This is a genomic window from Pseudarthrobacter sp. GQ63, from assembly GCF_059758765.1.
Map to the genome: position 1 here is coordinate 130,102 of NZ_JCAXEF010000008.1, position 23,872 is coordinate 153,973.

General features: G+C 65.1%; 21 protein-coding genes and 1 tRNA gene. 8 read left to right on the forward strand and 14 right to left on the reverse strand.

Annotated features, from left to right (window positions below; genetic code table 11):
• Nucleotides 1-23: 23 nt before the first annotated feature.
• From iolD to AC6CHP_RS14255, 4 genes are all read right to left on the reverse strand, one after another.
• Nucleotides 24-1,952: a 3D-(3,5/4)-trihydroxycyclohexane-1,2-dione acylhydrolase (decyclizing) gene (gene iolD, locus AC6CHP_RS14240; protein ID WP_498230571.1), complete on the reverse strand. Its 1,929-nt coding sequence runs from the start codon at nt 1,950-1,952 to the stop codon at nt 24-26.
• A gap of 40 nt (nt 1,953-1,992) precedes the next feature.
• A complete protein-coding gene (locus AC6CHP_RS14245; RefSeq protein ID WP_377194823.1) occupies nt 1,993-2,943 on the reverse strand; it encodes a Cgl0159 family (beta/alpha)8-fold protein in 951 nt (316 codons plus the stop codon).
• Nucleotides 2,940-3,944: a 5-dehydro-2-deoxygluconokinase gene (gene iolC / locus AC6CHP_RS14250; RefSeq protein WP_498230573.1), complete on the reverse strand. Its 1,005-nt coding sequence runs from the start codon at nt 3,942-3,944 to the stop codon at nt 2,940-2,942. The genes AC6CHP_RS14245 and iolC overlap by 4 nt, the downstream gene beginning before the upstream one ends.
• A 202-nt stretch (nt 3,945-4,146) precedes the next feature.
• Entirely contained in the window at nt 4,147-4,551 is a 405-nt protein-coding gene (locus tag AC6CHP_RS14255; RefSeq protein ID WP_498230575.1) for a tautomerase family protein, read from the reverse strand.
• 163 nt (nt 4,552-4,714) lie between these two features.
• On the opposite strand from AC6CHP_RS14255, the gene AC6CHP_RS14260 reads away from it, so the two are divergent.
• Nucleotides 4,715-5,104, forward strand: coding sequence for an ArsR/SmtB family transcription factor (locus AC6CHP_RS14260; RefSeq protein ID WP_377194820.1), 390 nt, complete (start codon nt 4,715-4,717; stop codon nt 5,102-5,104).
• On the forward strand, nt 5,073-5,555 hold the full coding sequence (locus AC6CHP_RS14265; RefSeq protein ID WP_498230577.1) for an SRPBCC family protein: 483 nt from the start codon (nt 5,073-5,075) through the stop codon (nt 5,553-5,555). Before AC6CHP_RS14260 ends, AC6CHP_RS14265 begins: the two co-directional genes overlap by 32 nt.
• A 145-nt stretch (nt 5,556-5,700) precedes the next feature.
• Here AC6CHP_RS14265 and sucD read toward each other — a convergent pair whose 3' ends face one another.
• The 6 genes from sucD to AC6CHP_RS14295 form a co-directional block, all read right to left on the reverse strand.
• Nucleotides 5,701-6,603, reverse strand: coding sequence for a succinate--CoA ligase subunit alpha (gene sucD / locus AC6CHP_RS14270; protein ID WP_157239019.1), 903 nt, complete (start codon nt 6,601-6,603; stop codon nt 5,701-5,703).
• Nucleotides 6,604-6,614: 11 nt separating this feature from the next.
• The gene (gene sucC / locus AC6CHP_RS14275; protein ID WP_174176011.1) at nt 6,615-7,784 is read right to left on the reverse strand and encodes an ADP-forming succinate--CoA ligase subunit beta; all 1,170 of its coding nucleotides are present in this window, start codon (nt 7,782-7,784) and stop codon (nt 6,615-6,617) included.
• Between the two features lie 242 nt (nt 7,785-8,026).
• The gene (locus AC6CHP_RS14280; protein ID WP_498230580.1) at nt 8,027-8,713 is read right to left on the reverse strand and encodes a hypothetical protein; all 687 of its coding nucleotides are present in this window, start codon (nt 8,711-8,713) and stop codon (nt 8,027-8,029) included.
• Between the two features lie 18 nt (nt 8,714-8,731).
• Entirely contained in the window at nt 8,732-9,067 is a 336-nt protein-coding gene (locus tag AC6CHP_RS14285) for a glycosyltransferase (protein WP_498230582.1), read from the reverse strand.
• Nucleotides 9,068-9,101: 34 nt separating this feature from the next.
• Nucleotides 9,102-11,660 (reverse strand): DNA helicase PcrA, encoded by a 2,559-nt coding sequence (gene pcrA / locus AC6CHP_RS14290; protein WP_498230631.1) that lies wholly within the window; start codon nt 11,658-11,660, stop codon nt 9,102-9,104.
• Nucleotides 11,661-11,903: 243 nt separating this feature from the next.
• Nucleotides 11,904-12,734, reverse strand: a complete 831-nt coding sequence (locus AC6CHP_RS14295) for an inositol monophosphatase family protein (protein ID WP_427118089.1) — start codon at nt 12,732-12,734, stop codon at nt 11,904-11,906.
• 32 nt (nt 12,735-12,766) lie between these two features.
• Here AC6CHP_RS14295 and AC6CHP_RS14300 point away from each other — a divergent pair, with 32 nt between their 5' ends.
• A complete protein-coding gene (locus AC6CHP_RS14300; protein ID WP_498230584.1) occupies nt 12,767-13,396 on the forward strand; it encodes a hypothetical protein in 630 nt (209 codons plus the stop codon).
• Here AC6CHP_RS14300 and AC6CHP_RS14305 read toward each other — a convergent pair.
• Complete coding sequence (locus AC6CHP_RS14305; RefSeq protein ID WP_498230586.1) at nt 13,389-14,144, reverse strand: DUF998 domain-containing protein; 756 nt, start codon at nt 14,142-14,144, stop codon at nt 13,389-13,391. The genes AC6CHP_RS14300 and AC6CHP_RS14305 overlap by 8 nt on opposite strands.
• 82 nt (nt 14,145-14,226) lie before the next feature.
• Here AC6CHP_RS14305 and AC6CHP_RS14310 point away from each other — a divergent pair.
• The 3 genes from AC6CHP_RS14310 to AC6CHP_RS14320 all read left to right on the forward strand — a co-directional run bounded on the left by AC6CHP_RS14310 (nt 14,227) and on the right by AC6CHP_RS14320 (nt 15,214).
• Nucleotides 14,227-14,299: transfer RNA gene (locus tag AC6CHP_RS14310), tRNA-Arg, on the forward strand.
• A gap of 1 nt (nt 14,300) precedes the next feature.
• Complete coding sequence (locus AC6CHP_RS14315) at nt 14,301-14,798, forward strand: DUF6314 family protein (protein WP_498230588.1); 498 nt, start codon at nt 14,301-14,303, stop codon at nt 14,796-14,798.
• Nucleotides 14,795-15,214 (forward strand): NUDIX hydrolase, encoded by a 420-nt coding sequence (locus AC6CHP_RS14320; protein WP_377195387.1) that lies wholly within the window; start codon nt 14,795-14,797, stop codon nt 15,212-15,214. Before AC6CHP_RS14315 ends, AC6CHP_RS14320 begins: the two co-directional genes overlap by 4 nt.
• Here AC6CHP_RS14320 and AC6CHP_RS14325 read toward each other — a convergent pair.
• Together AC6CHP_RS14325 and AC6CHP_RS14330 are read right to left on the reverse strand one after the other, a co-directional pair.
• On the reverse strand, nt 15,211-17,124 hold the full coding sequence (locus tag AC6CHP_RS14325) for an ABC transporter ATP-binding protein (protein WP_498230591.1): 1,914 nt from the start codon (nt 17,122-17,124) through the stop codon (nt 15,211-15,213). The two genes, AC6CHP_RS14320 and AC6CHP_RS14325, sit on opposite strands and share 4 nt — an antisense overlap.
• Nucleotides 17,121-18,764 carry an ABC-F family ATP-binding cassette domain-containing protein gene (locus AC6CHP_RS14330; RefSeq protein ID WP_498230593.1) on the reverse strand — a complete coding sequence of 548 codons (1,644 nt, stop codon included), beginning with the start codon at nt 18,762-18,764 and terminating at the stop codon, nt 17,121-17,123. Before AC6CHP_RS14330 ends, AC6CHP_RS14325 begins: the two co-directional genes overlap by 4 nt.
• Nucleotides 18,765-19,014: 250 nt before the next feature.
• Here AC6CHP_RS14330 and AC6CHP_RS14335 point away from each other — a divergent pair, with 250 nt between their 5' ends.
• Together AC6CHP_RS14335 and AC6CHP_RS14340 are read left to right on the forward strand one after the other, a co-directional pair.
• A complete protein-coding gene (locus AC6CHP_RS14335; RefSeq protein ID WP_190614613.1) occupies nt 19,015-19,752 on the forward strand; it encodes a hypothetical protein in 738 nt (245 codons plus the stop codon).
• Entirely contained in the window at nt 19,749-20,486 is a 738-nt protein-coding gene (locus AC6CHP_RS14340) for a hypothetical protein (RefSeq protein WP_188732326.1), read from the forward strand. The genes AC6CHP_RS14335 and AC6CHP_RS14340 overlap by 4 nt, the downstream gene beginning before the upstream one ends.
• Nucleotides 20,487-20,733: 247 nt before the next feature.
• On the opposite strand, the gene AC6CHP_RS14345 is transcribed toward AC6CHP_RS14340, so the two are convergent.
• Entirely contained in the window at nt 20,734-23,784 is a 3,051-nt protein-coding gene (locus tag AC6CHP_RS14345; RefSeq protein WP_498230595.1) for an alpha-mannosidase, read from the reverse strand.
• Nucleotides 23,785-23,872 lie beyond the last annotated feature (88 nt).

Here is a 23,872-nt window from a genome sequence, read left to right on the forward strand (position 1 = left end):
GCGTTCGGGTGTCGACGAGGGAATCAGCCGAGCAGCTTGCGCTGGCGGGCTTTGTGGCTGGTATAGGCCTGGTAGGCCTGCTGGGTGGAGTCGAGCTCCGAAACCTGGGAGACGGGAACATCCCACCAGGATTCGGAGGACGGCGCGTCCAGCAGCGGGTCTGATTCGACGTGGATCAGGATGGGGCCGCCGCGTTCGGGCGCTGCCTTGGCGTCGCGGATGGCCTGCTCGAGTTCGGCGATGACCTTCTCGCCCGGTTCCACCCGGATGACCTTCACGCCCAGGGATTCCGCGTTCAGGGCCAGGTCCACGGGCAGGGTGTCGCCTTCGTCGAAGCTGTGCTGTTCCTCGTTCAGCGCGCGGTACTGGGTGCCGAACCGCTGCGAGCCCAGGGATTCGGAGAGGGATCCGATGGAGGCGTAGCCGTGGTTCTGGATCAGGACCACGATCAGCTTGATCCGTTCGGCGACGGCGGTGACCAGTTCGGTGTGCATCATCAGGTAGGAGCCGTCCCCCACCATGACGACGACGTCGCGCTGGGTTCCGCCGTTGGCGGCTTCAGCCAGCGCCGCGCGCTTGACTCCGAGGCCGCCCGGAATCTCGTAGCCCATGCAGGAGTACGCGTATTCCACGTGGTAGCCGAACGGGTCACGGACCCGCCACATCTTGTGCAGGTCTCCGGGGAGCGAACCCGCCGCGCAAATAACGACGTCGGAGGGGTCCATGGCGCGGGACGTGGCACCGATGATCTCGTTCTGGGCAGGCAACGGCGTGGAGCGGGTGTCGAAGGCTTCGTCCACGGTGGCGTCCCAGCGCTTCTTCTCCGCCGCGATCTTCTGCTCGAGGTCCGCTCCGACGCGGTAGCCGCCCAGTGCCTGGTTCAGCTTGACCAGCGCCTTGCGGGCATCCGCCACGATCGGCAGCGTGGTGCCGTGCTTGTAGGCATCGATCGCAGCGACGTTGATGTTGATGAACTTCACGTCCGGGTTCTGGAACGCGGTCCGGGAGGCAGTGGTGAAGTCCTCGTAGCGCGTGCCGATGCCAATGATCAGGTCCGCGTCGGCGGCAATGGCGTTTGCCGCCGTCGTACCTGTGGAGCCAATGGCTCCAAGGGAGTACTTGTGGTCCCACGGCAGGACGCCGACGCCCGCCTGGGTGTTGCCCACAGGTATGCCGGTCAGCTCCACGAACTTCGCGAGTTCCTCGTTGGCGTAGGCGTAGAGGACGCCGCCGCCGGCGATGATCAGCGGCCGCTTCGCGGCACGGATGGCCTCGGCAGCGCGGGCGATGTCGGCGTCGTCGGCATCGGGGCGGCGGATCCGCCACTCGCGCGCGGCCAGGAACTCCTCGGGCACGTCAAACGCCTCAGCCTGGACGTCCTGCGGCAGCGAAATGGTCACCGCACCGGTTTCGGCCGGGTCCGTCAGGACACGGAGGCCGTGGTGGAACGCGGAGAACAGCTGCTCCGGGCGGGAGACCCGGTCAAAGAACCTGGACAGTGGCCGGAAGGCGTCATTAACGGTGATGTCGTAGGCGTAGGGCTGTTCGAGCTGTTGCAGCACCGGGTCCGCGGCGCGGGTGGCGAAGGTGTCGCTGGGCAGCAGCAGCACCGGCAGCCTGTTCGTCGTCGCCAGGGCCGCACCCGTCAGCAGGTTGGAGGACCCCGGGCCGATCGAGGTGCTGATGGCGAAGGTCTGGCGGCGGCGGGTGTGCCGGGCGTAGCCCACGGCCTGGTGCGCCTGGGCCTGCTCGTTCCGGCCCTGGTAGTACGGCATGATGGCCGGGTCCAGCTGCTGGTACTGCTTCAGGGCCTGGCCCACGCCGGCCACGTTCCCGTGCCCGAAGATGCCGAAAGTTCCCGGAATCAGCCGCTCACGGTACTCAACCCCGCCAATGGAGTCCACCGTGTACTGCTTCGAAAGGTATTCCACCACGGCCTGGGCGACCGTCATTCTGCGGGTGGCAGTTCCTGATGTTGTTCCCATGGGGAGGCTACTCCGATACTTCTTCGGTTCGGTTTGGGGTGGTGTGGTTCAGCAGTGAGGCGGCCGTGGCAACGGCACCGGCAACATCGCCGTCGGCCGGGTACAGGAGCGTCCGGCCAACAGTGAGGCCCTGCACTCCCGGCAACGCAAGGGCTGCCTGCCAGCTGGCGAAAACCTCGTCCTGGCTGCTGTCCGGATCTCCGCCCAGCAGGACGGTGGGCATGGTGGTGGCCGCCATGACCCGCTCCATATCCGCCACGACGGGAAGCTTCATCCAGGTATAGGCGCTGGTGGATCCCAGGCCCTCGGCGATGGCGATGGACTTGATGACGGCGTCCGTGGACAGGTCATTCCGTACGCGGCCGTTGTCCCGGACCGAAAGGAAGGGCTCCACCATGGCAATGAGCTTGCGCTCGGCAAGGGAGTCGATGGCCTTGGCAGTAGCCTCCAAGGTTGCCACCGTGTCCGGGTCCCCGAGGCAGATGCGGGTCAGCATCTTTCCGCCGTCGGCACCCAGCGCTTCCAGGGCGGCTGCCGTGTGGCCGGTGAAGCGGTCATCGATTTCATTGACCAGGCCGGCGAGTCCGCCGCGGTTCATAGAGCCGAAAACCAGTTTTCCTTCCAGCGCACCCAGCAGGAGCAGGTCATCCATGATGTCCGGCGACGCAAGCACGCCATCCACGTCCGGATTTGCCAGGGCAATCTGGAGCCGATCGAGCAATTGGCGGCGGTCTGCCATCGCCACCGGGTCACTGCCGACGGCGAGGGCGCCGCGGGCAGGGTGGTCGGCGGCGACGATGAAGTTCTGCTTGCCGTACTTCAGGCCGGGGTGGCGGCGCCGTGCCTTGGCTGCCCGGGCAATGGCGTCCGGGTCCTCAAGCCGGATGGTGCTCAGGTGGGCGTAGCGGCGCGGGTCGTCGTCCAGCGCATTGTTGGAGGCCAGTGGCGTGAGGGTCACAGCGCTGCTCCTTCGGTGGCAAAGTGGCCAGGCATCAGGCGGCCGCGTTCCGCGAGCAGCGAGGTGACCTCATCCGGCGTCGGCATGGCGTCGGCGCAGGAAAGGCGGGAGGCGACGATCGCGCCGGCGGCGTTGGCGTAGTCCAGGACCTGGGCCAGCGGCCAGCCGGACAGCAGTCCGTGGCAGAAGGCACCGCCGAAGGAATCGCCGGCTCCCAGGCCATTGAGGGTTTGCACCGGCACGGGGGCGGAGACTACGCGTTCCGTGCGGGTTTTCGCCATGACGCCTTCGGGACCGAGCTTGACGACGGCGATCTCGACTCCGGCGGCCAGCAGGCGGTCCGCCTGCTCATCGGGGGTTCCCTCCCCTACCGCCACGGCGCATTCCTTGTCGTTGCCGATAGCGACGGTGACGTGCGGCAGGATCTTGGCTACCTCGGTCCGCGCTTCCTCTTCAGATGCCCAGAACATGGGCCGGTAATCGAGGTCGAGGATGGTGAACTGGCCTTCCGTGAGGCCAGTTCGGGGCCGGGCTTCGTGTGCCTTGATGTGGGCTGTTCGGCTGGGTTCCTGGCACAGGCCGGTCACTGTGGACCAGAAGATGCCCGCCTCGCGGATGGCCTCCAGGTCAAGCTCTTCGGCCCTGATCTGCAGGTCCGGGGCGGTAGGAAAGCGCCCATAGAAGTAGAGCGGGAACTCGTCCGTGGCCGGCTTGATCGCGCAGAACGTCACCGCCGTTGGCCATTCCTGGACCGGGGTGACACACGTGTCGTCAACGTTGAACTTCTTCAGTTCCCGGTGGAGGTACGTGCCGAAAGCGTCGTCACCGGTGCGGGTAATCACGCCTGTCCGGCGGCCATGCCGGGCGGCTGCTACGGCAACGTTCGACGGTGACCCGCCGAGGTACTTGCCGAAGGACATCACGTCCTCCAGGTCCACCCCGATGTCGTTCGGGTAGATATCAACGCTGATGCGCCCGATCGTGAGCAGTTCGTGGGTCACGGTATCGCGGACCTTTCTAATGTGGACTCTGCCCTCAACAGCTAGAGCTCCAGTGACTGGCTGGCCCCTCCATGAGCGGGGTCACATCCACTACTTTGCCCTAGAATCAATGTCCTGTCAAAGGTTTGTACTGACATGTTTACAACTTGCCATAGGGCATGTTTTGCCGCGCATTGCGGCCCTTTATCGCCTGAACGACGTCCTACTTCCAGGGCACGGCCAGCTCGCCCGTGACATACTGTGCCCGGCCAAAGCCGAAGGACCAGTCGCCGGCCGTGTTCTCCACGTAGCCGATGAAAACATCCTCCCCTGCAATGCCTGCCTCAGCGAGATTCTCCGCCACTGCGGCAAAGAGGCGCTGCTTGGCCTCCTGCGACCGGTCTCCCTGCGTGAAAATCTGGATCATCACAACCCCGCTGGTCCGCTCAAAGCCAAGCCCCGCATCCTGGGCAAAAATTTGCCCGGCTGGATGCTCGGTCAGGATGTGGAAGTAGTCGCGCTCCGGGATTCCGTACTCGGCGAGGATCGCGTCATGGACTCCCCGGCTCAGCCCCTGCAGTTCCTCCTGGCTGCGCCCCTGGTTTACATCAATTCGAACAAGTGGCACTTTCGCTCCTCAGAAGTTTGTACTGACATACTAACAAACTAGGGCAAGAAATCGCAAGGAAGGTATTGCCGTGGAGGCGCAGTGGAAGTAGTTTTAAACAACCAACAGGTTGATAAACTGTTTGATTGATTAAAGGTCCCAGTTGACGAGTGGAGCAGTACCGATGGAACCCGACGCAGCGGCTCTGGACTCGGCGTTTATGGCCCTGGCCGATCCCGTGCGGCGGAGCATCATTGCCCGGCTCAGCCGGGGACCGGCCACCGTGAATGAATTGGCGGAACCCTTCGAGATCTCCAAACAGGCCGTCTCGAAGCACATCCAGGTACTCGAGCAGGCAGAACTGGTCACCCGCACCAGGGAAGCCCAGCGGCGGCCCGTGCACCTGAATCCCGCGCGGCTTGAGGCACTCACCGCTTGGATCGACCAGTACAGGTTGGTCCGCGAGGGGCAGTTCCGCAGCCTCGATGCCGTGCTGAGGTCAAACGCTGCAACCGGCAGCGGCCCAGATACAAGGAGTCATCATGAGCAATTCCCTGAAGCTCAGCGTTCCTGAGGGAGTCCCCTTCATCGACTACGAGCGCGATTTCGATTTTCCTGTCGCTGATGTGTTCCGGGCCCACAAGGAGCCGGACCTTCTGGTCCAGTGGTTGGGTCCGCGTGGCTACAAGATGGACATCGACCACTACGACTTCCGGACCGGCGGCAGTTACAGCTACATGCACACCGGACCGGAAGGAGTGCCCTATGAGTTCAAAGGCATCTTCCACACGGTCCGCGAGAACGAGTTCGCCATCCAGACTTTCGAGTTCGGCGGGTATCCGGACGTCGTCAGCCTGGAGTTCATGACGTTCGAGGACCTGGGCAATGGCCGGTGCCGCCTCCGCGGACATTCGGTCTATCCCACGCAGGAGGCCCGCGACGGCATGGCTCAATCCGGCATGGAAGGCGGCATGTCGGAAGGCTATGAGCGGCTCGATGAGCTGCTGAGCGGGGCAAAGGTGTAGGACGCAACAGTACGACGTCGGGTGGGTCACCTTCCATGTAGAAGGTGACCCACCCGTCGTCGTACTTAACAGCAACGCGGGGCCGCTTCGGGCCCGTCCGCGAGTGACGGGCGGGAAGCGACCCCGCGTTGGTTCTTACTGGGAACTAGAGCGCTGCGTAGACCTCGCGCAGCAGCTTGGCGGTCTCGGACGGCGTCTTGCCGACCTTCACGCCTGCAGCCTCAAGGGCTTCCTTCTTGGCCTGGGCGGTTCCGGCGGAACCGGAGACGATGGCGCCGGCGTGGCCCATGGTCTTGCCTTCGGGAGCGGTGAAGCCTGCCACGTAGCCGACAACCGGCTTGGTGACGTTGGCCTTGATGAAGTCGGCAGCACGCTCTTCAGCGTCACCGCCGATTTCGCCGATCATGACGATCGCCTTGGTCTCGGGGTCGGCCTCGAACGCGGCGAGGGCGTCGATGTGGGTGGTGCCGATGATGGGGTCGCCGCCGATGCCGATAGCGGTGGAGAAGCCCAGGTCGCGCAGTTCGTACATCATCTGGTAGGTCAGGGTGCCCGACTTGGAGACCAGGCCGATGGGGCCCTTGCCGGTGATGTTGGCCGGGGTAATGCCAACCAGCGCCTCACCGGGGGTGATGATGCCGGGGCAGTTCGGTCCGATGATGCGGGTGACCTGGTTGCCGTCGGCGTCCACCTTGGACTGGGCCAGTGCCCAGAACTCGGCCGAGTCCTGGACCGGCACACCTTCGGTGATGACAACGACCAGGCCGATGCCGGCCTCGATGGCTTCAACAACGGCGCTCTTGGTGAATGCCGGCGGCACGAAGACGATGGAGACGTCCGCGCCGGTTTCCGCCATGGCTTCCTTGACGGTGCCGAAGACGGTGATTTCCTTGTCGCCGTGCAGGACCGTGGTGCCGGCCTTGCGGGCGTTGACGCCGCCAACGATGTTGGTGCCGGCCTTGAGCATCAGGGCGGTGTGCTTGGTGCCTTCGCCGCCGGTGATGCCCTGGACGATGACCTTGGAGTCCTTGTTCAGATAGATAGACATGGTGCGTCCCTTTACTTAGCTGCGTTGGCGAGCTCGGCGGCCTTGTCGGCGCCCTCGTCCATGGTTGCGGCCAGGGTAACCAGCGGGTGGTTGGCCTCGGCCAGGATGCGGCGGCCTTCCTCAACGTTGTTGCCGTCGAGGCGGACTACCAGCGGCTTGTTCGCGGAATGGCCCAGCTCGGCCAGCGCACCAACGATGCCCTTGGCGACGGCGTCACACGCGGTGATGCCACCGAAGACGTTGACGAATACCGATTTGACCTGCTCGTCGCCCAGGATGACGTCCAGGCCTGCGGCCATGACCTCGGCGGAAGCTCCACCGCCGATGTCCAGGAAGTTTGCGGGCTTGACGTTGCCGTGGTTTTCGCCGGCGTAGGCAACGACGTCGAGGGTGGACATGACCAGGCCGGCACCGTTGCCGATGATCCCTACTTCGCCGTCCAGCTTGACGTAGTTCAGGTCCTGCGCCTTGGCCTTGGCCTCCAGCGGGTCAGCAGCGTCCTTGTCCTCAAGGAGGGCGTGCTTGGCGTGGCGGAAGTCGGCGTTCTCGTCCAGGGAGACCTTGCCGTCCAGGGCCACGATCTCACCGGCACCGGTCTTAACCAGCGGGTTGACCTCCACCAGGGTGGCGTCTTCCTTCTTGAAGACATCCCAGAGCTTCAGGATCACGGCGGCGACTTTGCCGCGCAGTTCCTCGGCGAAGCCGGCTGCTGCGACAATCTCGTCAGCCTTGGCCTGGTCGATGCCCACGGCGGGATCGATAGCGATCTTCGCCAGCGCCTCAGGGCGTTCGACGGCGAGCTGTTCGATTTCCATGCCGCCTTCAACCGAGCACATGGCCAGGTAGTTGCGGTTGGCCCGGTCCAGCAGGACGGAGAAGTAGTATTCCTCGGCGATGTCCGCACCCTGGGCAATCATCACCTTGTTAACGGTGTGGCCCTTGATGTCCATGCCCAGGATGTTGGTGGAGTGCTCAAGTGCCTCATCGGCGGTCTTGGCAACCTTGACGCCGCCGGCCTTACCGCGGCCACCGGCCTTAACCTGGGCCTTAACGACAGTTACGCCGCCGATCTTCTCGGCAGCTGCCTTTGCTTCTTCTGGGGTGTACGCCACGATGCCGGCAAGCACGGGTACACCGTGCGCCTCGAACATATCGCGCGCCTGGTATTCAAACAGGTCCACGGTTTAGTGTCCTTCTACGTCGAAGTAGTTTCTGTACAGTCGGACACCATCGAAGACGATGACCGGGCTGCGGAATTGCACGCACCGGCGGCCTGTTGGAAACGAGCCACGCGGCGTGATGCTCCACTGGGAACTCTAGTCCTTTGGGAGGACCGGGCCGTCCCAGAGTACCCCTTATGTGAGTAAGGACACTATTCTATGGAACGTAGAAAAACCGCGGATTTACGCGGTTTTTGAGGGCTTCACAGTGCCGGAGGGGCACTGTCCGGAGGGCTGGAAATCAGCTCGTAACGGTCCTCCGAAACAAAGAAGCCCACGCCGGCCGAGACGTTTCCGCAGGCTACGCCGCCGTTGTAGGCGGAACAGCGCAGTCCGTTGCGTTCAAGGTTCTGCCCGTCAGCCAGCACAGCCAATTCCGCGATCGGGCCGGCCTTGCTGCCACGGGGGCCGTATGTTGCTTCCATTTGTGTGACGCCGGACCGGCACTCTCCGTACGTTGCTTTGTCCGGCGTCAGCAGGGCTACCCCGCCCAGGTATCCGATATTCGTTCCTGCGCAGTCATCCGCCACGTCGTCCGGGGCAGGTTTCGGGTATCCGGCCAGTTCGCAGTGGGCTACCGGCACAATGGCCAGTTTGTTGTTGTCGCTGTCGCTGAAGCTGTTCTGCTCATAGGGGAGGTTGATGTGCGGCCCGCGGGCTGCGGTCAGGGAGCACGCCACTGTCCGGTCCTCGGTAATGAAGGAGAGGACATCGTCACTACCGGAAAATTCCTGCGGGTCAACCAGCGGCGCCTCTTCCAGCTGCTCAATCGGCGGCAGTGGAGGCGGTGCCACGTATCCAGGGTCCTCCACCGTCACGGTGCAGCCTGTTGCAGCCAGGAGGAAAAGGGCGGCGAGCATCCCCCGTACAGTCCGTCGCATGCGGTCCATTATGCTTCATGGCGGCGCTCAGCCTGGTACCAGGCCGGCTGCCTTTTCGACGGCGGCGGCAACAGCGGCGGGATCCCCGGCGGCGAAGTGGTCACGCATCTGTTGTGCCCGCGTCCGCCAGGCAGCATTCGAGAGGATCTCCTGCACTGCTTGGGCAATTCGCCGTGGCTTGGGCCGTTCCGTTTTGAGGCTGAAGCCCACGCCGAAGCCGCCGTTGGTGATGAACACGTCCGAGAAATCCAGCACGCTGGCGAAGTCCACGACGTCGCGGATCACGATGTTGGGCCGCGGGTAGCGCGCGCTGAGGACCTCCGTTCCGCGGCCACCGGCGGCCACAATCACCAGCGCGTCCATGTCCTTGACCGCCTCGAGCGCCGGGACAGTACAGCTAGGCGTCGAGCTTGGTCAGCGGCGCGTAGCGCAGCAGCAAACGCTTCTCACCGACGTCGAACTTCACCTTGGCCACGGTCTTGTCCCCCGCCCCCTCAAGCGCGAGGACGGTACCGTTGCCGAAGCTCGTGTGGTTGACCTTGTCCCCCACGGTGACCGCCACGATTTCTTTCTGCGGCTGCACACGGTTCTTCGCAATGGCCGCGGGCACGTCCGCGTTGAATCCGGCTGACGAGTCAGCAGCCGCGCCCCGGGCCGTCCCGGCGCCCCAGAAGGATCCGCTGTAGCGGTTCGAACCGATTGACCCGCCGCCCCACCCGCCTGACTGCCTGCTGGTTCCTTCGCGCTTCCATTCCAGGAGCTCGGCGGGAATCTCCTCCAGGAACTGGCTGGCGGGGTTGTACTGGCTCTGGCCCCACATGCTCCGGACCTCGGAACGGGTGACGTACAGGCGTTTCCGGGCGCGCGTCAGGCCAACGTAGGCAAGCCGGCGTTCTTCCGCCAGTTCTTTGGGGTCAGTGGCTGACCGCTGGTGCGGAAACAGTCCATGCTCCATCCCGGTCAGGAATACCACCGGGAACTCGAGGCCCTTGGCGGTGTGCAGTGTCATCAGCGTGACCACGCCAAGCCGTTTGGCCTCCGCAACGGCGGCGGCTGTGTCCTCGGCGTTCCCGCCGGGTGCGTCAGGAATCTGGTCCGCGTCGGCCACCAGCGAGACCTGCTCCAGGAACGCGCCCAGCGACCCTTCGGGGTTCTCCTGCTCGTACTCCCGCACCACAGCCACGAGCTCCGCCAGGTTCTCCACCCTGGACTCGTCCTGGGGGTCTGTGCTGGAGCGCAGGGCGGCCAGGTAGCCGGTCTGCTCCAGCACGGCTTCAAGGGCTGCCGCGGCGCCGGACCCCGCGGCCACTTCGGCGAGGTCATCCAGCAGCTTCACAAACCCAAGGACGGCATTGACGGATCGGGTTGCCATCGCCGGGGCCTGCTCAGCCCGACGGGCGGCTGCCATAAAAGAGATGCGCTCACGCTGGGCCAGTGCCGCCACGGCACCTTCGGCGCGGTCGCCGATCCCCCGTTTGGGTTCGTTGAGCACCCGCCGCAGGTTGACGTCGTCGTCCGGATTCACCAGGACGCGAAGGTAGGCCAGGGCGTCCTTGATTTCCTTGCGCTCGTAAAAACGCGTGCCGCCCACCACCTTGTACGGCAGGCCCACCCGGACCAGCACGTCCTCGATGGAGCGTGACTGGGCATTGGTGCGGTAGAAGATGGCGACGTCCCCCGGACGGAGGTTGTCCTCATCCTGGAGCCGGTCGATCTCCTTGGCAATGAACTGGGCTTCGTCGTGCTCGTTCTCACCCACGTAGCCGATGATTTTGTGGCCGTCGCCTTCGGCGGTCCACAGCCGCTTCTCGGGACGGTTGGGATTGCGTGAAATGACCGAGTTGGCCGCGGTGAGGATGTTCTGCGTGGAGCGGTAGTTCTGCTCCAGCTTGATGGTCCGTGCCTCGGGGTAGTCCTTTTCGAACTCCACGATGTTGCGGATGTCGGCGCCCCGGAAAGCGTAGATGGACTGGTCCGAATCGCCCACGACGGTCAACTCGGAGGCGCCGGGGCCGTCGCCCACGATTTCCCGGACCAGGGCGTACTGGGCATGGTTGGTGTCCTGGTATTCGTCCACCAGGACATGCCTGAACCGCCGGCGGTAGGAGTCCGCGAGGGCAGGGAAGGCCCGGAACATAAACACGGTTTCGGCGATCAGGTCATCGAAATCCATTGCGTTGGCCTGGCGCAGCCGCTGCGTGTAGCCCTTGTAGACCTCAGCCACGGCCTGCTCGAAAGGATCGTTGTAGTTCGCGGCGGAAGAGTACGCGTCAGCATCGATGAGTTCATTCTTCAAGGCGGAGATCTTGTGCTGGATGGCCTTGGGCGCAAACTTTTTCGGATCCAGGTCCAGGGCCTTGGACACCTGGGTGACCAGCCGGAGGGAGTCGGCTGAGTCGTAGATGGAGAAGTTCGATTTCAGCCCCACATTCGCGGCTTCCTGGCGCAAGATCCGCACGCAGGATGAGTGGAAGGTGGAGATCCACATGATTTTTGCGCGCCCACCCACCAGCGCTTCAATGCGTTCCCGCATTTCCGCAGCGGCCTTGTTGGTGAAGGTAATGGCGAGGACCTCGCCATGATGGGCCCGCCCGGTGGCGATCAGGTAGGCGATCCTGTTGCTGAGCACACGGGTTTTGCCCGAACCCGCGCCAGCTACGATCAGCAGCGCGGAACCGGCGTGCTTAACGGCCTCCTCCTGCTGCGGGTTCAGCCCTTCCAGGAGCTGGGCTGCGTCCGGCCGGCGGTGGCCGTGGCCGTGGCCCTGGCCCTCCGCATGCTGACCATCCGCATGCGGCCCTTGTGTACCGCCGGACAGCCCGGCGCCCCGCCGGTTCTCCCACGGCACAGCACCGCCGGGACCGGCCGCCGTGGCGCCTTCAGCGCGCGACTTGGTGCGGGCAGCTGCCGGGGAAGCAGCCTTGAACGGTCCGTCAGAGTACGGGTCAAACAACATATCCATGGTGCCTACAAGTCTAGGCGGTGGGACCGACACGGACTTCCAGGCTGTGGATGACGGGCTGCCGGCCGGTGCCCCGTCAAGGCGGTCCTGCTGCTTTATCCACATAGCGCTGATCGGTGCGTGCAAGGAGGGCATGCAGTTGAAAGGCTTAGCGGATGGAAGCCTTGACGACGACGGCGGCAGTCACCGGCGCAGCTTGCTTTGCCGCAACAGGCTTAGCAGCGGCGCGGGCATGGGCTAGGCCACGGAGCCGGACTCAAGGGCCGCACGCAGCTCGCGCACCGCCGTCGTCCCTCCCGCCATGAACCACTCGAGGCCGTTGACCCGCACGGTATCCACGGCGCCGCCGGCAGCCCGGACGATGGCCTTGCCGGGCAGCCAGTCCCATTCCGGGCAGCTGTGCTGGAACCAGCACCCCAGCTGGCCGTCCGCCACCCGGCCAAGGTCGCACGAGCCGGAGCCGAGCATCCGCAGGGCTGCAGCCGACGTCGCCGCCGCGTGCCAGGGCATGGCGCACAGCGGATCCATCAGCCAGCTGGGGTGGATGTAGGTTGCCGCCCCCAGCTGGGCCGCGGGGGTAGCGTTGCGCTCTCCCCTGTTGTCGTGGAAAACCGTCAGCCGTTCACCGTTCAGGCTGGACGGATGCGCCCGGCCACCAAGCCAGAGCTTGTCCTCCTCCGGCTGGAAGATGGCACCAAGCAGCACATCGGACTGGTCCTTCAAGGCGATGGCCGAGCACCAGTAAGTGGAGCCGTGCAGGAAGTTGTACGTGCCGTCCACCGGATCGATAACCCAGGTCCGGCCGCTGCTGCCCTGCACCGATGTGCCTTCCTCCCCCAGGATGCCGTCCTGTGGCCGGCAGCGCTGCAGCTGCTCCAGAACATAGGCCTCTGCGGCATGGTCAGCGGCGGTCACGACGTCTGAAATGGAGGTTTTCTGCTGTGACTGCAGTCCTGCCATCCGCATGAGCAGCGCCAGCTGCCCGGCCTCCCGCACCAGGGCTGCTGCCAGCTGGTAGTCGTCCAAAGATGGGTCAAGTTCAACAGCGCTGTGCCGGCCAGTGGTCATGGCTTCAGTTTAAGGGGCGCGATAATGAAGCCATGGCCAAAACACCTGCCCAGCGGATCAAGAAGCACGGCTCGAAGGCGGCGGTACCGCAGCATCATCTGCCGCCGGTGGTGAACCCCACCACGGCGCGCACGCCGGAGAAAGCCCAAAACAACAGCAACCTCATCCTGATCGCCGGCGTGGTGGCCAGCCTGTTCCTCTTCTGGTACCTGCATTTGCTGACCCTGGAGCAGCTCCGTGACCTCTCCACAGGCCTGGCCATGCCGGACTCGCTCATCGGCGGTTTCGATGCGGCCTACGTCAGCCAGCTCCAGTCCGTCATGGACGATGACGCGCGCGGCCAGCTTAACTACGTGCACAAAACAGCGGGCACCCTGTTCCCCCTGATCTTCGGATTCACCTGGCTGCTGCTGATCGGCACGAACGTGGCCCGGAAAGCCCTGCGCTGGGCGCTATGGTCCTTGCCGCTGCTGTTCGTTGTGGTCCGGCTCTGGGGCAACGCCGCCATCGACGGAGTGCTGGCCTCCGGAACTGCCGACCCCGGCCAGGTGGCCCTCGCCTCCGGACTCACCGTGGCCGGTTGGGTCCTCTTGGTCCTCAGCCTGCTGGCGGGCGCCGCCGCCGTTGTCCTCGGCGCCCGCAAGCCCAAAGCCGCTAGCTGAGGGCTGCCCGCGCCCGCATCATTTTACGGTGGCGGTGGACCTGGCGGGCAATAACCAGTCCTGCAGTGGCCATGCCCAGGGTGACCGGATAACCCATGAGCCGCTCAAGCGTGCCGGGCTCCGGAACGTCCATTCCCGTCAGGCCCCCCGTCCCCAGGGCGGCGAGGGACACGGCACCGCACACCAGGATGAACCAGGCGAAGTTTGTCTTCCGCAGCCAGAGGATGCCCAGGACCAGCAGGGCGGCGGCCCCGGCGAGGAAGTACATCACCGCCCCCACGATGTGCCAGCCGGAACCTACGTCCTCGGGCACCAGCCCCACGATCACAGTGCCGGCCCCGGCGGTACCGGTCAGGATCCGTACCCAGGCAGCTGCCAGCCAGGGCCTGCGCCCCGGCTGCACCCGCAGATCCGCCCGGGCCGCCACGCAGAGCAGCCCGGAGCTCAGCAAAAGGGCACCCAGCAGCATGCCGAGCCCCTGGACCACGAATGAGGCGTTCATCAGCCAGTTCAATGGGGAACACACCTCGCGGCCGTCAAAGATGCCGCAGTTCAGGGCGCCAAGGTCACTGATGTATCCCGTCCGCAGGTCATAGGGCCTGGGGCCCGCCCAGGCACCGATCACTGCTGCTTCCGCGGCAAAATACTGCAGGACGCTCAGCACCGACCAGGCGCCGATGTACTGGCGGGTGGACGCGGTGTCCGGAATTAACGTGGCAGGCATGGCGGCGGACGGCGCTGAACTCATGCCTTGAGCGTAGTACGGCCCAGCACCTTGTATGCTTGTATCCGTGTCCGGCCGGACTGGCCTGCCGATCCGCCGGACGCAAGCCCTCGTAGCTCAGTGGATAGAGCACGGCTCTCCTAAAGCCGGTGTCGTTGGTTCGATTCCAATCGAGGGCACTTGAATTTTCCTCCCCCGGAGTTCGCGCTCCGCGCCTACCTCCTCGGCCCCGCCCCACCCGGCCCCACCGCGGACGCTGCCAGCGCCGGGCAGTGGACGGTCCAGCGGGACCTGTTGGACCGCGCGGATGGCACCCGCGGAACCTTCTCCGGCGTCGTGCATTTTGTCCCCACGGACGACGGCGGCCTGGCCTTCCGTGAGGAAGGCACCATGCGCTGGCCCGCCTTCACGGGGCCTGCCTCCCGCGAGTACCTGCTGCGGCCTGCCGGGGGCCCGGATGCCCTGGATGTGTTCTTTCCTGACGGCCGGCCTTTCCACCGGATGAGCTTCACTCCGGAGTCCAACCTTGACCGTCACTGGTGCGATCCCGATACCTACCGCGTTGCCTACGTCTATGGGGGCAGGGACAGGTTCAGCTACACCTGGGACGTCCAGGGCCCCCGCAAGGACCTGCTGCTGACGTCACACCTGGTGCGCAGGCAGGGGCCCGCAGTATGAAAAACCGCATTGTGGTCTCGGCCGTCTGCGTCTTCGACAAGGCTGGCCGGCTCCTGACCGTGAGGAAACGCGGCACGGCCATGTTCATGCATCCCGGCGGCAAGCCCGAGGCCGGAGAGACAGCCGTCCAGGCGGCAGCACGGGAACTCGCGGAAGAAGTGGGCATCGTCCTCGATCCCCGGGAACTGCAGCTGATGGGGGTGTGGATCGCCGATGCCGCGAATGAGGCCGCCACGGACATTGAGGCAACAGTTTTTATGGCCCCCGGAGTGTGGGAGGCCCACCCTTCCGCGGAAATCGCCGAGATCAGGTGGCTGACACTGGGCGCCGAACCCACCCGGGACCTTGCCCCGCTGCTGACGGACCACATCCTCCCGGAGCTGGCAAGGTCCGGGAGCGCGGACAGGCAGGCCTAGAGCTCGGGAACTGCTTCCTGGGCAACAGCGGTGGCCTCGTTGAACTGCGTGCGGTAGAGCTCGGCGTACCGCCCCTCGGCAGCGAGGAGTTCGGTGTGGGTCCCGCGTTCCACAATCCGGCCGTCCTCCACCACCAGGATGGCGTCCGCGGCGCGGACGGTGGAGAGGCGGTGCGCAATCACGACGGCGGTGCGCCCCTCGAGTGCCGCCCCCAGGGCAGCCTGCACGGCAGCTTCGTTGGTGGAGTCGAGCGCCGCCGTTGCCTCATCGAGGATGACCACCCGGGGCTGGGCGATCAGCAAGCGGGCGATGGTGAGCCGCTGGCGTTCACCGCCGGAAAGCCGGTAGCCGCGCTCCCCCACCACGGTGTCCAGCCCGTCCGGGAGTGACCGGATCATGGACTCCAGCCGGGCCTGCCGGATGACCTCCCACATGTCGGCCTCGGTGGCGTCCGGGCGGGCAAGCCGCAGGTTCGAGGCGATGGTTTCGTGGAAGAGGTGGCCGTCCTGGGTCACCATGCCCAGTGTGTCCCGGAGCGAGTCGAAGGTGACGTCCCGCAGGTCCACGCCGGTTCCGGGAATGCTGCCGCCCAGCCTCACTGCGCCGGAGTCCACGTCGTAGAGCCGGGACAGCAACTGCGCAATGGTTGATTTGCCGGCGCCGGAGGAGCCCACCAGTGCCACGGTTTGTCCCGGTTCCACGCGGAAGCTGATGCCGTGCAGCACTTCTTCCCCGCCCCGGGTGTCCAGCGTGGACACCTCCTCCAGGGAAGCCAGCGAGACTTTGTCTGCCGAGGGGTAGGCGAACCGGACGTCGTCGAACTCCACGGCCACCGGGCCTGCAGGAACGGTTACGGCGTCCGGCTTCTGCTGGATGAGCGGTTTGAGGTCCAGGATTTCAAAGACGCGTTCAAAGCTGACAAGGGCACTCATGATCTCTACCCGCGCGTTGGAGAGCGCCGTGAGCGGGGCGTACAGCCTGGTGAGCAGCAGCGCCAGCACAACGACGTCGCCCGCAGCCAGCTGGCCGGTGATCGCCAGCCAGCCGCCCATTCCGTAGACCAGCGCGAGCGCGAGCGCAGAGACGAGGGTCAGGGCCGTGACGAAGGTGAACTGCAGCATGGCGGTCCGGACTCCGATGTCACGGACGCGTCCTGCGCGGACGGCGAATTCCCGGGATTCCTCGTCGGGGCGCCCGAAGAGCTTGACCAGGGTGGCACCGGGGGCGGAGAAGCGCTCGGTCATCTGCGTGCCCATGGCGGCATTGTGTTCCGCCGCTTCGCGCCGCAGGTCCGCGAGTTTGGAGCCCATGCGCCGGGCGGGGATGAGGAAGACCGGCAGCAGGATCATCGCCAGGACCGTCACCTGCCAGGAGGTTCCCAGCATCACGATAAGGGTCAGGATCAGGGCGACCACGTTGCTGACCACGCCGGACAGGGTGCCGGCGAACGCGGACTGGGCACCGATCACGTCATTGTTCAGCCTACTGACCAGCGCCCCCGTACGGGTACGGGTGAAGAAAGCAATCGGCATCTTCTGGACATGGTCGAAGACCCGGGTGCGCAGGTCCACAATCACGCCCTCGCCAATGGTGGAGGAAAGCCAGCGGCTTACCAGCCCCAGTCCTGCCTCTGCCACAGCTACGACGGCGATCAGCACGGCGAGCCGGACCACTTCCTCGACGGCGGCCTTGGCCACGATGGCGTCCACCACCTGTCCGGCGAGGACAGGCGTGGCCACGGCGAGGAACGCCATCACCACGGACAGGGCAACGAAGGCAATCAGCTTGCCGCGGTGCGGGCGGGCAAAACCCAGGACACGCTTCAGCGTGGCCTTCGAGAAGGGTTGGGAACCGCTCGTCGACCGGGTGATCTTGTACAGGGAGCTCCAGGCCACCCCTTCCATGCTCATGGCTGCTGCTCCTCTACGGTTCCGTTATCCACATTCCAACGTACATCCAGCCGTACGTTTTCCAGCAGCCTGCGGTCATGGGTGACCAGCAGCAGTGCGCCGTCGTAACCTTCCAGGGCTTCTTCGAGCTGTTCGATGGCTGGAAGGTCCAAGTGGTTGGTGGGCTCGTCCAGCACAAGGAGGTTCACTCCCCTGGCCTGCAGGAGGGCCAAAGCCGCACGGGTCCGTTCGCCAGGTGACAGGGACTCCACAGTCCGGGACGTATGGTCGGCTTTGAGTCCGAACTTCGCCAGGAGTGTGCGGACCTCGGCCGGGTTCAGGTCCACGAGGACTGCCTCCACGGCGTCGGCCAGGGTCAGGTTGCCCGCGAGCAGTCCGCGGGCCTGGTCGATCTCGCCGATGGCCACGGAAGCACCCATCGCGGCACTGCCTGAGTCAGGCTGGACGCCGCCCAGCAGCAGGCGCAGCAGGGTGGACTTGCCGGCGCCGTTGGGCCCCGTGATGCCGATGCGTTCGCCGGCGTTGAGCTGCAGGTTGACGGGCCCCAGGGTAAAGCCACCCTGCCGCACCACGGCGTCGCGGAGGGTTGCCACCACCGAGCTGGAGCGCGGCGCTTTTCCGATCGAGAACTGCAGCTGCCATTCCTTCCGCGGCTCCTCCACCACGTCAAGCCGTGAGATCCGCGATTCCATCTGCCGCACCTTTTGGGCCTGTTTCTCAGAGGATTCCGTGCTGGCTGCGCGGCGGATCTTGTCATTGTCCGGACTCTTCTTCATGGCGTTCCGGACGCCTTGGGAACTCCATTCGCGCTGGGTGCGCGCCCGGGACACCAGGTCGGCCTTGGTGGCCGCAAATTCCTCGTACTTCTCCCGTGCGTGCCGCCTGGCAACGGACCGTTCCTCCAGGAAGGCGTCGTAGCCGCCGTCGTACACGGCCACGGCGTTCTGCGCCAGGTCCAGTTCCACCACAGTGGTGACGCAGCGCGCAAGGAACTCGCGGTCGTGGCTTACCAGCACCACGCCGCCGCGCAGGCCTGTGACAAAGTCCTCCAGCTTGGCGAGTCCTTCGAGGTCAAGATCGTTGGTGGGCTCGTCAAGCAGCACCACGTCGAACCGGCTCAGCAGCAGCGCCGCCAGCGCCACCCGCGCTGCCTGCCCGCCGGAAAGGCCGGTCATGGCCGCATCCGGACCGGTCTCCAGCCCAAGGTCCGCCAGGACAGCGGGAAGCCGGTCATCAAGGTCGGCAGCACCGGAGGCCATCCACCTGTCGAAGGCCAGCGCATAGGCGTCGTCCGCTCCGGGCGCGCCGCTGCCAAGGGCCTCGGCGGTGGATTCCATCTCGGCGGTGGCCTGGGCACAGCCGGTGCGGCGGGCAATGTAGCCTGCCACTGTTTCACCCTGCACGCGTTCGTGCTCCTGGGGAAGCCAGCCAACGAAGGCGTCGGCGGGGGCGAGGCTGACGGAACCTTGCTGCGGCTGGTCCACGCCGGCGAGGAGCCGCAGCAGCGTGGATTTGCCGGCTCCGTTGGCACCCACCACGCCCACCACGTCCCCGGGGGCCACTGTCAGGGAGAGCCCGGAGAAAAGCTGCCGGTGGTCGTGGCCGCCGGACACGTCCTTAGCTACGAGGGTTGCCGTCATGGTTCTGTCCTTTCGCCACTGCGTCCGCAGCGGGTTTCCTGCCCGAACACTGGCTGGCAGGGCCCTGACATTTACCCGGGAGGAAGGAGTCCGGGCAGCAGGACATGAAAGAGCCCGCTGGTCCGGACTTGGGGGGTGTACGGACCAACGGGCTCGACCATCAAGCATAGTCGAAACGGCAGCAGGGGTAAAACCGCCAGGATGCGGCACGCTAAAATCGACACACCATCCGTTCTGCAGAGAGCCGTCCATGACCCTCCCCGCCAAGGCGTTCCAGCGCTGGCTACAAGGCATTGCGCCCGACGCCAGCACGGCCGACGTCTGCAGGATCTCAGGGATCAAGCGGACCACCCTGGCCCAGCAGCTGGTCCGTGGAAAAGTCTCAGTCAGCACTGTGGTCAGCATCAGCCGCGCCTACAACGTGAACCCACTCTCGGCACTGGCCACCTTCGAGGCCTACCAGGACCTGGCCGGTCCCCAGGTTCCGCCCACCCGTTGCGAACTTGTCAGCCAGGTCTCCACCCCCGACATCCTGCGCGCTGTCCTTGCCCGTCCGGCGATGGAGCCCGCCGGCACCTCCGGGACTGCGTCCCCGCCTCTTTCCGCCGCCCCGCACGCCACCTCGGTTAAGAACTGGGTTGACGCGATCGACGACGGCGAAGTCCGGCACCGAGTTTCCGCAGCCACCGGAGTGGCTCCCCAGAACTACTCAGCACAGCTGACCGCCAACCGGCTGTCACCGGAGCTGGCGCTTGCCACCGCCCTTGCTGCCGGCGTTGGACCGGCCGGCGGCCTGGTGGCCACCGGCCTGATCACCGAAGAGGAAGCGGGCTGGCCGCCGGGTGCGCGGCAGGCCGCCCTTGACAGCCTGTCCGACGGCGACCTCACCGCCTTGGCGGGCGACAGGCTGCAGGCATTGGGCAAGGTGCTGCGACGCCAGGAGCAGGATCAGGCACAAACGGAAAAGATCTGGGAGAACCTGGGATGATCGAAATTCTTCAGTGGTCCACGCTTGCCACCTGCGGACTCATCGCTGCTGCCCGGGTGCCCAGCGCCATCCGGGGAGAGAACAGGTCGCTGTTCTTCATCTTCGGACTGATGACCGTCGCCATCCTCCTGAGCATCGAGGCGCCCTACGTAGCCATCGACCAGGCCCTGGGCGGCATCAACCTGGCCAACCTGCTGCTGCGCTTCATCATCTTCGCAGCCATCTATTTTGTCGGGATCCGGGTCACCCGCGGGTTCGGCGCCGACAGCGCGTACCGGCTCATCACGGGTAAAGCGGGCATGGTTGTGCTGCTGGTCATCTCCCTTGCGTTGATGGTCCTGTTCTTCATGATGGATACAGTGGGTTCCTCGGCAGGCCTTGCAGCTGTGTCAGAAAAGAGCGAACGGAACTTTGTTCTTGTTGAATACTACGGAGCAGCCGGACGGGCTTATCCCGCGTACATATCCTTGGTGCTGCTGCCTGCCATGGTCCGCGCTGTCCGAAGCCGCCTGCCGTTGCTGGTGCGGGTCGCTGCCGCGCTCCTCGCAACAGGCGGAGTAGCTATCGCCCTGACACTGCTCTTTCCCGCGGTGCCTCCGGAGTGGGGTGCGGCGGAGTTCGTCATCAACTACACGGCCGTGCTGTGCTTCGTCCTTGGCCTGGCGCTGATATGGGCTGCAAGGGTACGAAGCAGCCGGACCTCGCCTGCCAAGAGGACATATACCGAAAAGTAACCATGCTGGCTTTCACAAATTCATTAGAATGTGAAACAATCATGATTGTGTGAAGGTGGAGCGCAGGTCGTTTTCGAACGGGGATAAATTCCAAAGCGTTGGCCGCTCCGGGGGCCTTCACACCTATTGGGGGGATGAGTGGTGGCGGCCGTTGGGGACCGCCCCCACTCAGCCTGGTTAAAGCCCGTTTTGGCCGATCATGGCAAACGTGAGCAGCCCGAAGTTCCCGGCCCACGCTCCGGTTTAGTTAGCTGGTGAGAGCCGCGGCCGAGCAGGCGAACCGCAGGGTCACCAACTGGAAAGGCCGCAGGCCAAGTTCCGCTCCGTCAGCGCTGACGTTCACACCTGGGGCCTCGAGCGGACGCTCCAACAAATCGACCGGTGTGACGCCCTGCACGGGAAAGTTGGCGGTCAGTTTTCCTGCAGACCGCTGGCCCAAGGACTCGTAGAGGCGGACAACCACGTCCCCGGACCCGTCCTCGGCCAGCTTAACGGCTTCAATCACCAGGGCAGGGTTCGTCACAGAGAACAGCGGTTCCACCGGGGAACCGCCGCGGACCAACCGGGGAACAAGGTTGGTCCGGTAGCCCTCCTCCACTGCGCCGCCAATATCCGCCCCCGGACGGATGGTGACGGTCAGCTCATGCAGCCCGCGGTCCGCCTCCGGATCGGGGAACTTGGGAGCGCGCAACAGTGACAGGCGCACCGTCGTGGTGGTGCCGCCGTCGTCATCCCTGATGTTCCGTGCCACGTCGTGGCCGTAGGTGGAGGAGTTGGAAATCGCCACGCCATACCCCGGCTCCGCCACATGGATCCAGCGATGCGCACAAATCTCGAACTTTGCCGTCTCCCACGACGTATTCGTGTGGGTGGGCCGGAACACGTGGCCAAACTGTGTCTCGGCAGCCGACCTGTCAGCCCGCACGTCCAGCGCGAAGCCGAGCTTCAGCAGTTTCTCGCGTTCCTGCCAGTCCACCGAGGTGGTGATGGAGAGGGACGCGCTCCCGGGCGCAAGTGCGATCCGTTGGGTAATGGTGGAAGCGCCAGCCAGCCGCTCCACCAGCACGACGGCGTCTGCATCTTCGTGAACCAGCCGGACGGAAGCGGCCCGGGTGAGCGGCGTGACGTTGCGCCGATAGAACTCGTCGATGTCCCAGGCGTCCCACTCGTTGGGAGTGTCGCGGTGCAGCTCAAGGAGGTTTCCCCGCTGGCCGGGAGCAATCGCTTCCCGGCCACTGGCGTAATCCACCAGCGAGGCGAGAAGCCCTTCCGTGTCCAGGACGGCGCGGATGACGCCGTTGTCCAGGACAAAGCCCCCATTCTCGGGGTGGGCCTGGACCACACCCTCCGCTGCGGCCGGCTCGCCTGCAGCCAGTGCAGGCACGCCGTCCCGGGCATGCGGCGCAGCGTTCAGCAGGAATACCCGGTCACCGCTGCCCAGCACGGCGGCGGCAGCCCCGCCGATGATGGCCTCAAGGGCATCACTGACCGCCTGGTAATTTCGCTCGGCATCGTGGTGGACCCAGGCGATGGAGCTGCCGGGAAGAATGTCGTGGAACTGCTGCAGGAGGACCAGCCGCCACAAGCGCTTGAGTTCCGCAGCCGGGTAGGCGAAACTTCCGCCGGTCCGCACAGCAGCCGTTGCGCACCACAATTCTGCCTCCCTCAGCAGGTGCTCACTGCGGCGGTTACCCTTCTTGGTCCTGGCCTGGCTGGTATAGGTTCCGCGGTGCAGCTCGAGGTACATCTCGCCCACCCAGACGGGCAGGACCGGGTAGTCAGCCTCGGCCTGCGCAAAAAAGCTTTCCGCAGAGCCGATCCGGACCTTTGGGGAACCTTCCAGGTCCGCGGCGCGTGCGGCAGCCGCCAGCATTTCCCGTGTGGGTCCGCCGCCGCCGTCGCCATAGCCAAACGGCACCAGCGACACGGTGCCGTGGCCGTGGTCGCGGTAGTTCCGCTCCGCGTGGGCAAGTTCGCGTCCGCTCAGCTCCGAGTTGTAGGTGTCCACAGGCGGGAAGTGGGTAAAGAGCCGGGTGCCGTCGATGCCCTCCCAGTTGAAGGTGTGGTGCGGCATCCTGTTGACCTGATTCCAGGAGATTTTCTGGGTCAGGAACCAGCGGCTGCCTGCGGACTTGACGATCTGCGGCAGCGCAGCGGAGTATCCAAACGAATCCGGCAGCCAGGCCTCGTGGCAGTCGACACCGAACTCCGCGAGGAAGAAGCCCTTGCCCTCCACGAACTGCCGCGCCATTGCCTCACCGCCAGGCATATTGGTGTCCGATTCAACCCACATCCCGCCGACCGGAACGAACTGGCCGGCACGGATTTTCTCGCGGATGCGGCCGAAGAGTTCGGGGTAGAACTCCTTGATCCAGGCGAACTGCTGGGCCGAGGAGCAGGAAAACACAAAGTCCGGGTTCTCGTCCATCAGCGCCACGACGTTGGAAAACGTCCGGGCGCATTTCCTGACAGTCTCCCGAACCGGCCAGAGCCAGGCGGAATCGATGTGGGCATGGCCGGTGGCTACCAGCTGGTGCGCAGAGGCATACGCCGGCCGGGCAAGTACGTCCGCGAGCACTTCTCGTCCTGCGGCAGCGGTTCCGGCTACATCGTCCGGATCCATGATGTCCATCATGCGCTCGAGGGCCCTGAGGATCTCGTGCCGCCTGGGCAGTTCCAGGGGAAGTACCGCCATGAGGCCTGCGAGGGTCGAGATATCCTGCTGCAGTTCCCAGACGTTCTGGTTCATCTCGGCAATGACAATGCTTCCCAGCCTGTACTGCGGTGCTGCCCCGGCCGTTGACTTGTCCCCGTAGGGCGTGGGGGCGAACGTCCAGCCCTGGGCGACGTCCGGATTCGCCGCAGCTTCAACGTAGAAGTCCACCGCCATGCCGCCACCCAAGAGTTTCAGCGGGATGTACTGGTTCCGGGGCGAGACCGCCTTGATGATGGTGCCGTCCGGGCGCCACGCGATGCCCTCGCACTGAAACCCGGGTATTTCAACGGTGAACCCAAGGTCCACCAGCACTTCAACGGTGGTGTCCGGTTCCGTGCCCCATGATTCGGGAACTTCCCCCTGGAGACGGAGCCACTTGGTGCCCCAAGGCTTTCCCCACAGTGCGCCGTGTTCCTGCGGCTGGAATTTTTGCCGCATGGCTTCCAGCGCGGGGACGGGTTCATCCGGGGCATCCCAGCTGCTCAGCGTGAGGGGAAGGGTCCGGCTGTAGACCGCAGGGGTGATGCGCTCCCGCACGAACCTGTGCAGGCGCACTTCAGTGATCCGGCGGTCGTCATGCAATGTGTGCCCTCTTTAGCGCTTGGGACTGGATCCTCGTGTCCATTCGATGGATAAATCTACCCGCTGGTAAGTCTTTTACCAACCCTTT

What these genes read in the sequence shown, in the direction of transcription:
- iolD (WP_498230571.1), bottom strand. Translation starts at nt 1,952, where the DNA reads ATGACGGTCGCCCAGGCCGTGGTGGAATACCTTTCGAAGCAGTACACG.
- AC6CHP_RS14260 (WP_377194820.1), top strand. Translation starts at nt 4,715, where the DNA reads ATGGAACCCGACGCAGCGGCTCTGGACTCGGCGTTTATGGCCCTGGCC.
- AC6CHP_RS14265 (WP_498230577.1), top strand. Translation starts at nt 5,073, where the DNA reads ATGAGCAATTCCCTGAAGCTCAGCGTTCCTGAGGGAGTCCCCTTCATC.
- sucD (WP_157239019.1), bottom strand. Translation starts at nt 6,603, where the DNA reads ATGTCTATCTATCTGAACAAGGACTCCAAGGTCATCGTCCAGGGCATC.
- AC6CHP_RS14280 (WP_498230580.1), bottom strand. Translation starts at nt 8,713, where the DNA reads ATGGACCGCATGCGACGGACTGTACGGGGGATGCTCGCCGCCCTTTTC.
- AC6CHP_RS14285 (WP_498230582.1), bottom strand. Translation starts at nt 9,067, where the DNA reads ATGGACGCGCTGGTGATTGTGGCCGCCGGTGGCCGCGGAACGGAGGTC.
- pcrA (WP_498230631.1), bottom strand. Translation starts at nt 11,660, where the DNA reads ATGTTGTTTGACCCGTACTCTGACGGACCGTTCAAGGCTGCTTCCCCG.
- AC6CHP_RS14295 (WP_427118089.1), bottom strand. Translation starts at nt 12,734, where the DNA reads ATGACCACTGGCCGGCACAGCGCTGTTGAACTTGACCCATCTTTGGAC.
- AC6CHP_RS14300 (WP_498230584.1), top strand. Translation starts at nt 12,767, where the DNA reads ATGGCCAAAACACCTGCCCAGCGGATCAAGAAGCACGGCTCGAAGGCG.
- AC6CHP_RS14305 (WP_498230586.1), bottom strand. Translation starts at nt 14,144, where the DNA reads ATGAGTTCAGCGCCGTCCGCCGCCATGCCTGCCACGTTAATTCCGGAC.
- AC6CHP_RS14320 (WP_377195387.1), top strand. Translation starts at nt 14,795, where the DNA reads ATGAAAAACCGCATTGTGGTCTCGGCCGTCTGCGTCTTCGACAAGGCT.
- AC6CHP_RS14325 (WP_498230591.1), bottom strand. Translation starts at nt 17,124, where the DNA reads ATGAGCATGGAAGGGGTGGCCTGGAGCTCCCTGTACAAGATCACCCGG.
- AC6CHP_RS14330 (WP_498230593.1), bottom strand. Translation starts at nt 18,764, where the DNA reads ATGACGGCAACCCTCGTAGCTAAGGACGTGTCCGGCGGCCACGACCAC.
- AC6CHP_RS14335 (WP_190614613.1), top strand. Translation starts at nt 19,015, where the DNA reads ATGACCCTCCCCGCCAAGGCGTTCCAGCGCTGGCTACAAGGCATTGCG.
- AC6CHP_RS14340 (WP_188732326.1), top strand. Translation starts at nt 19,749, where the DNA reads ATGATCGAAATTCTTCAGTGGTCCACGCTTGCCACCTGCGGACTCATC.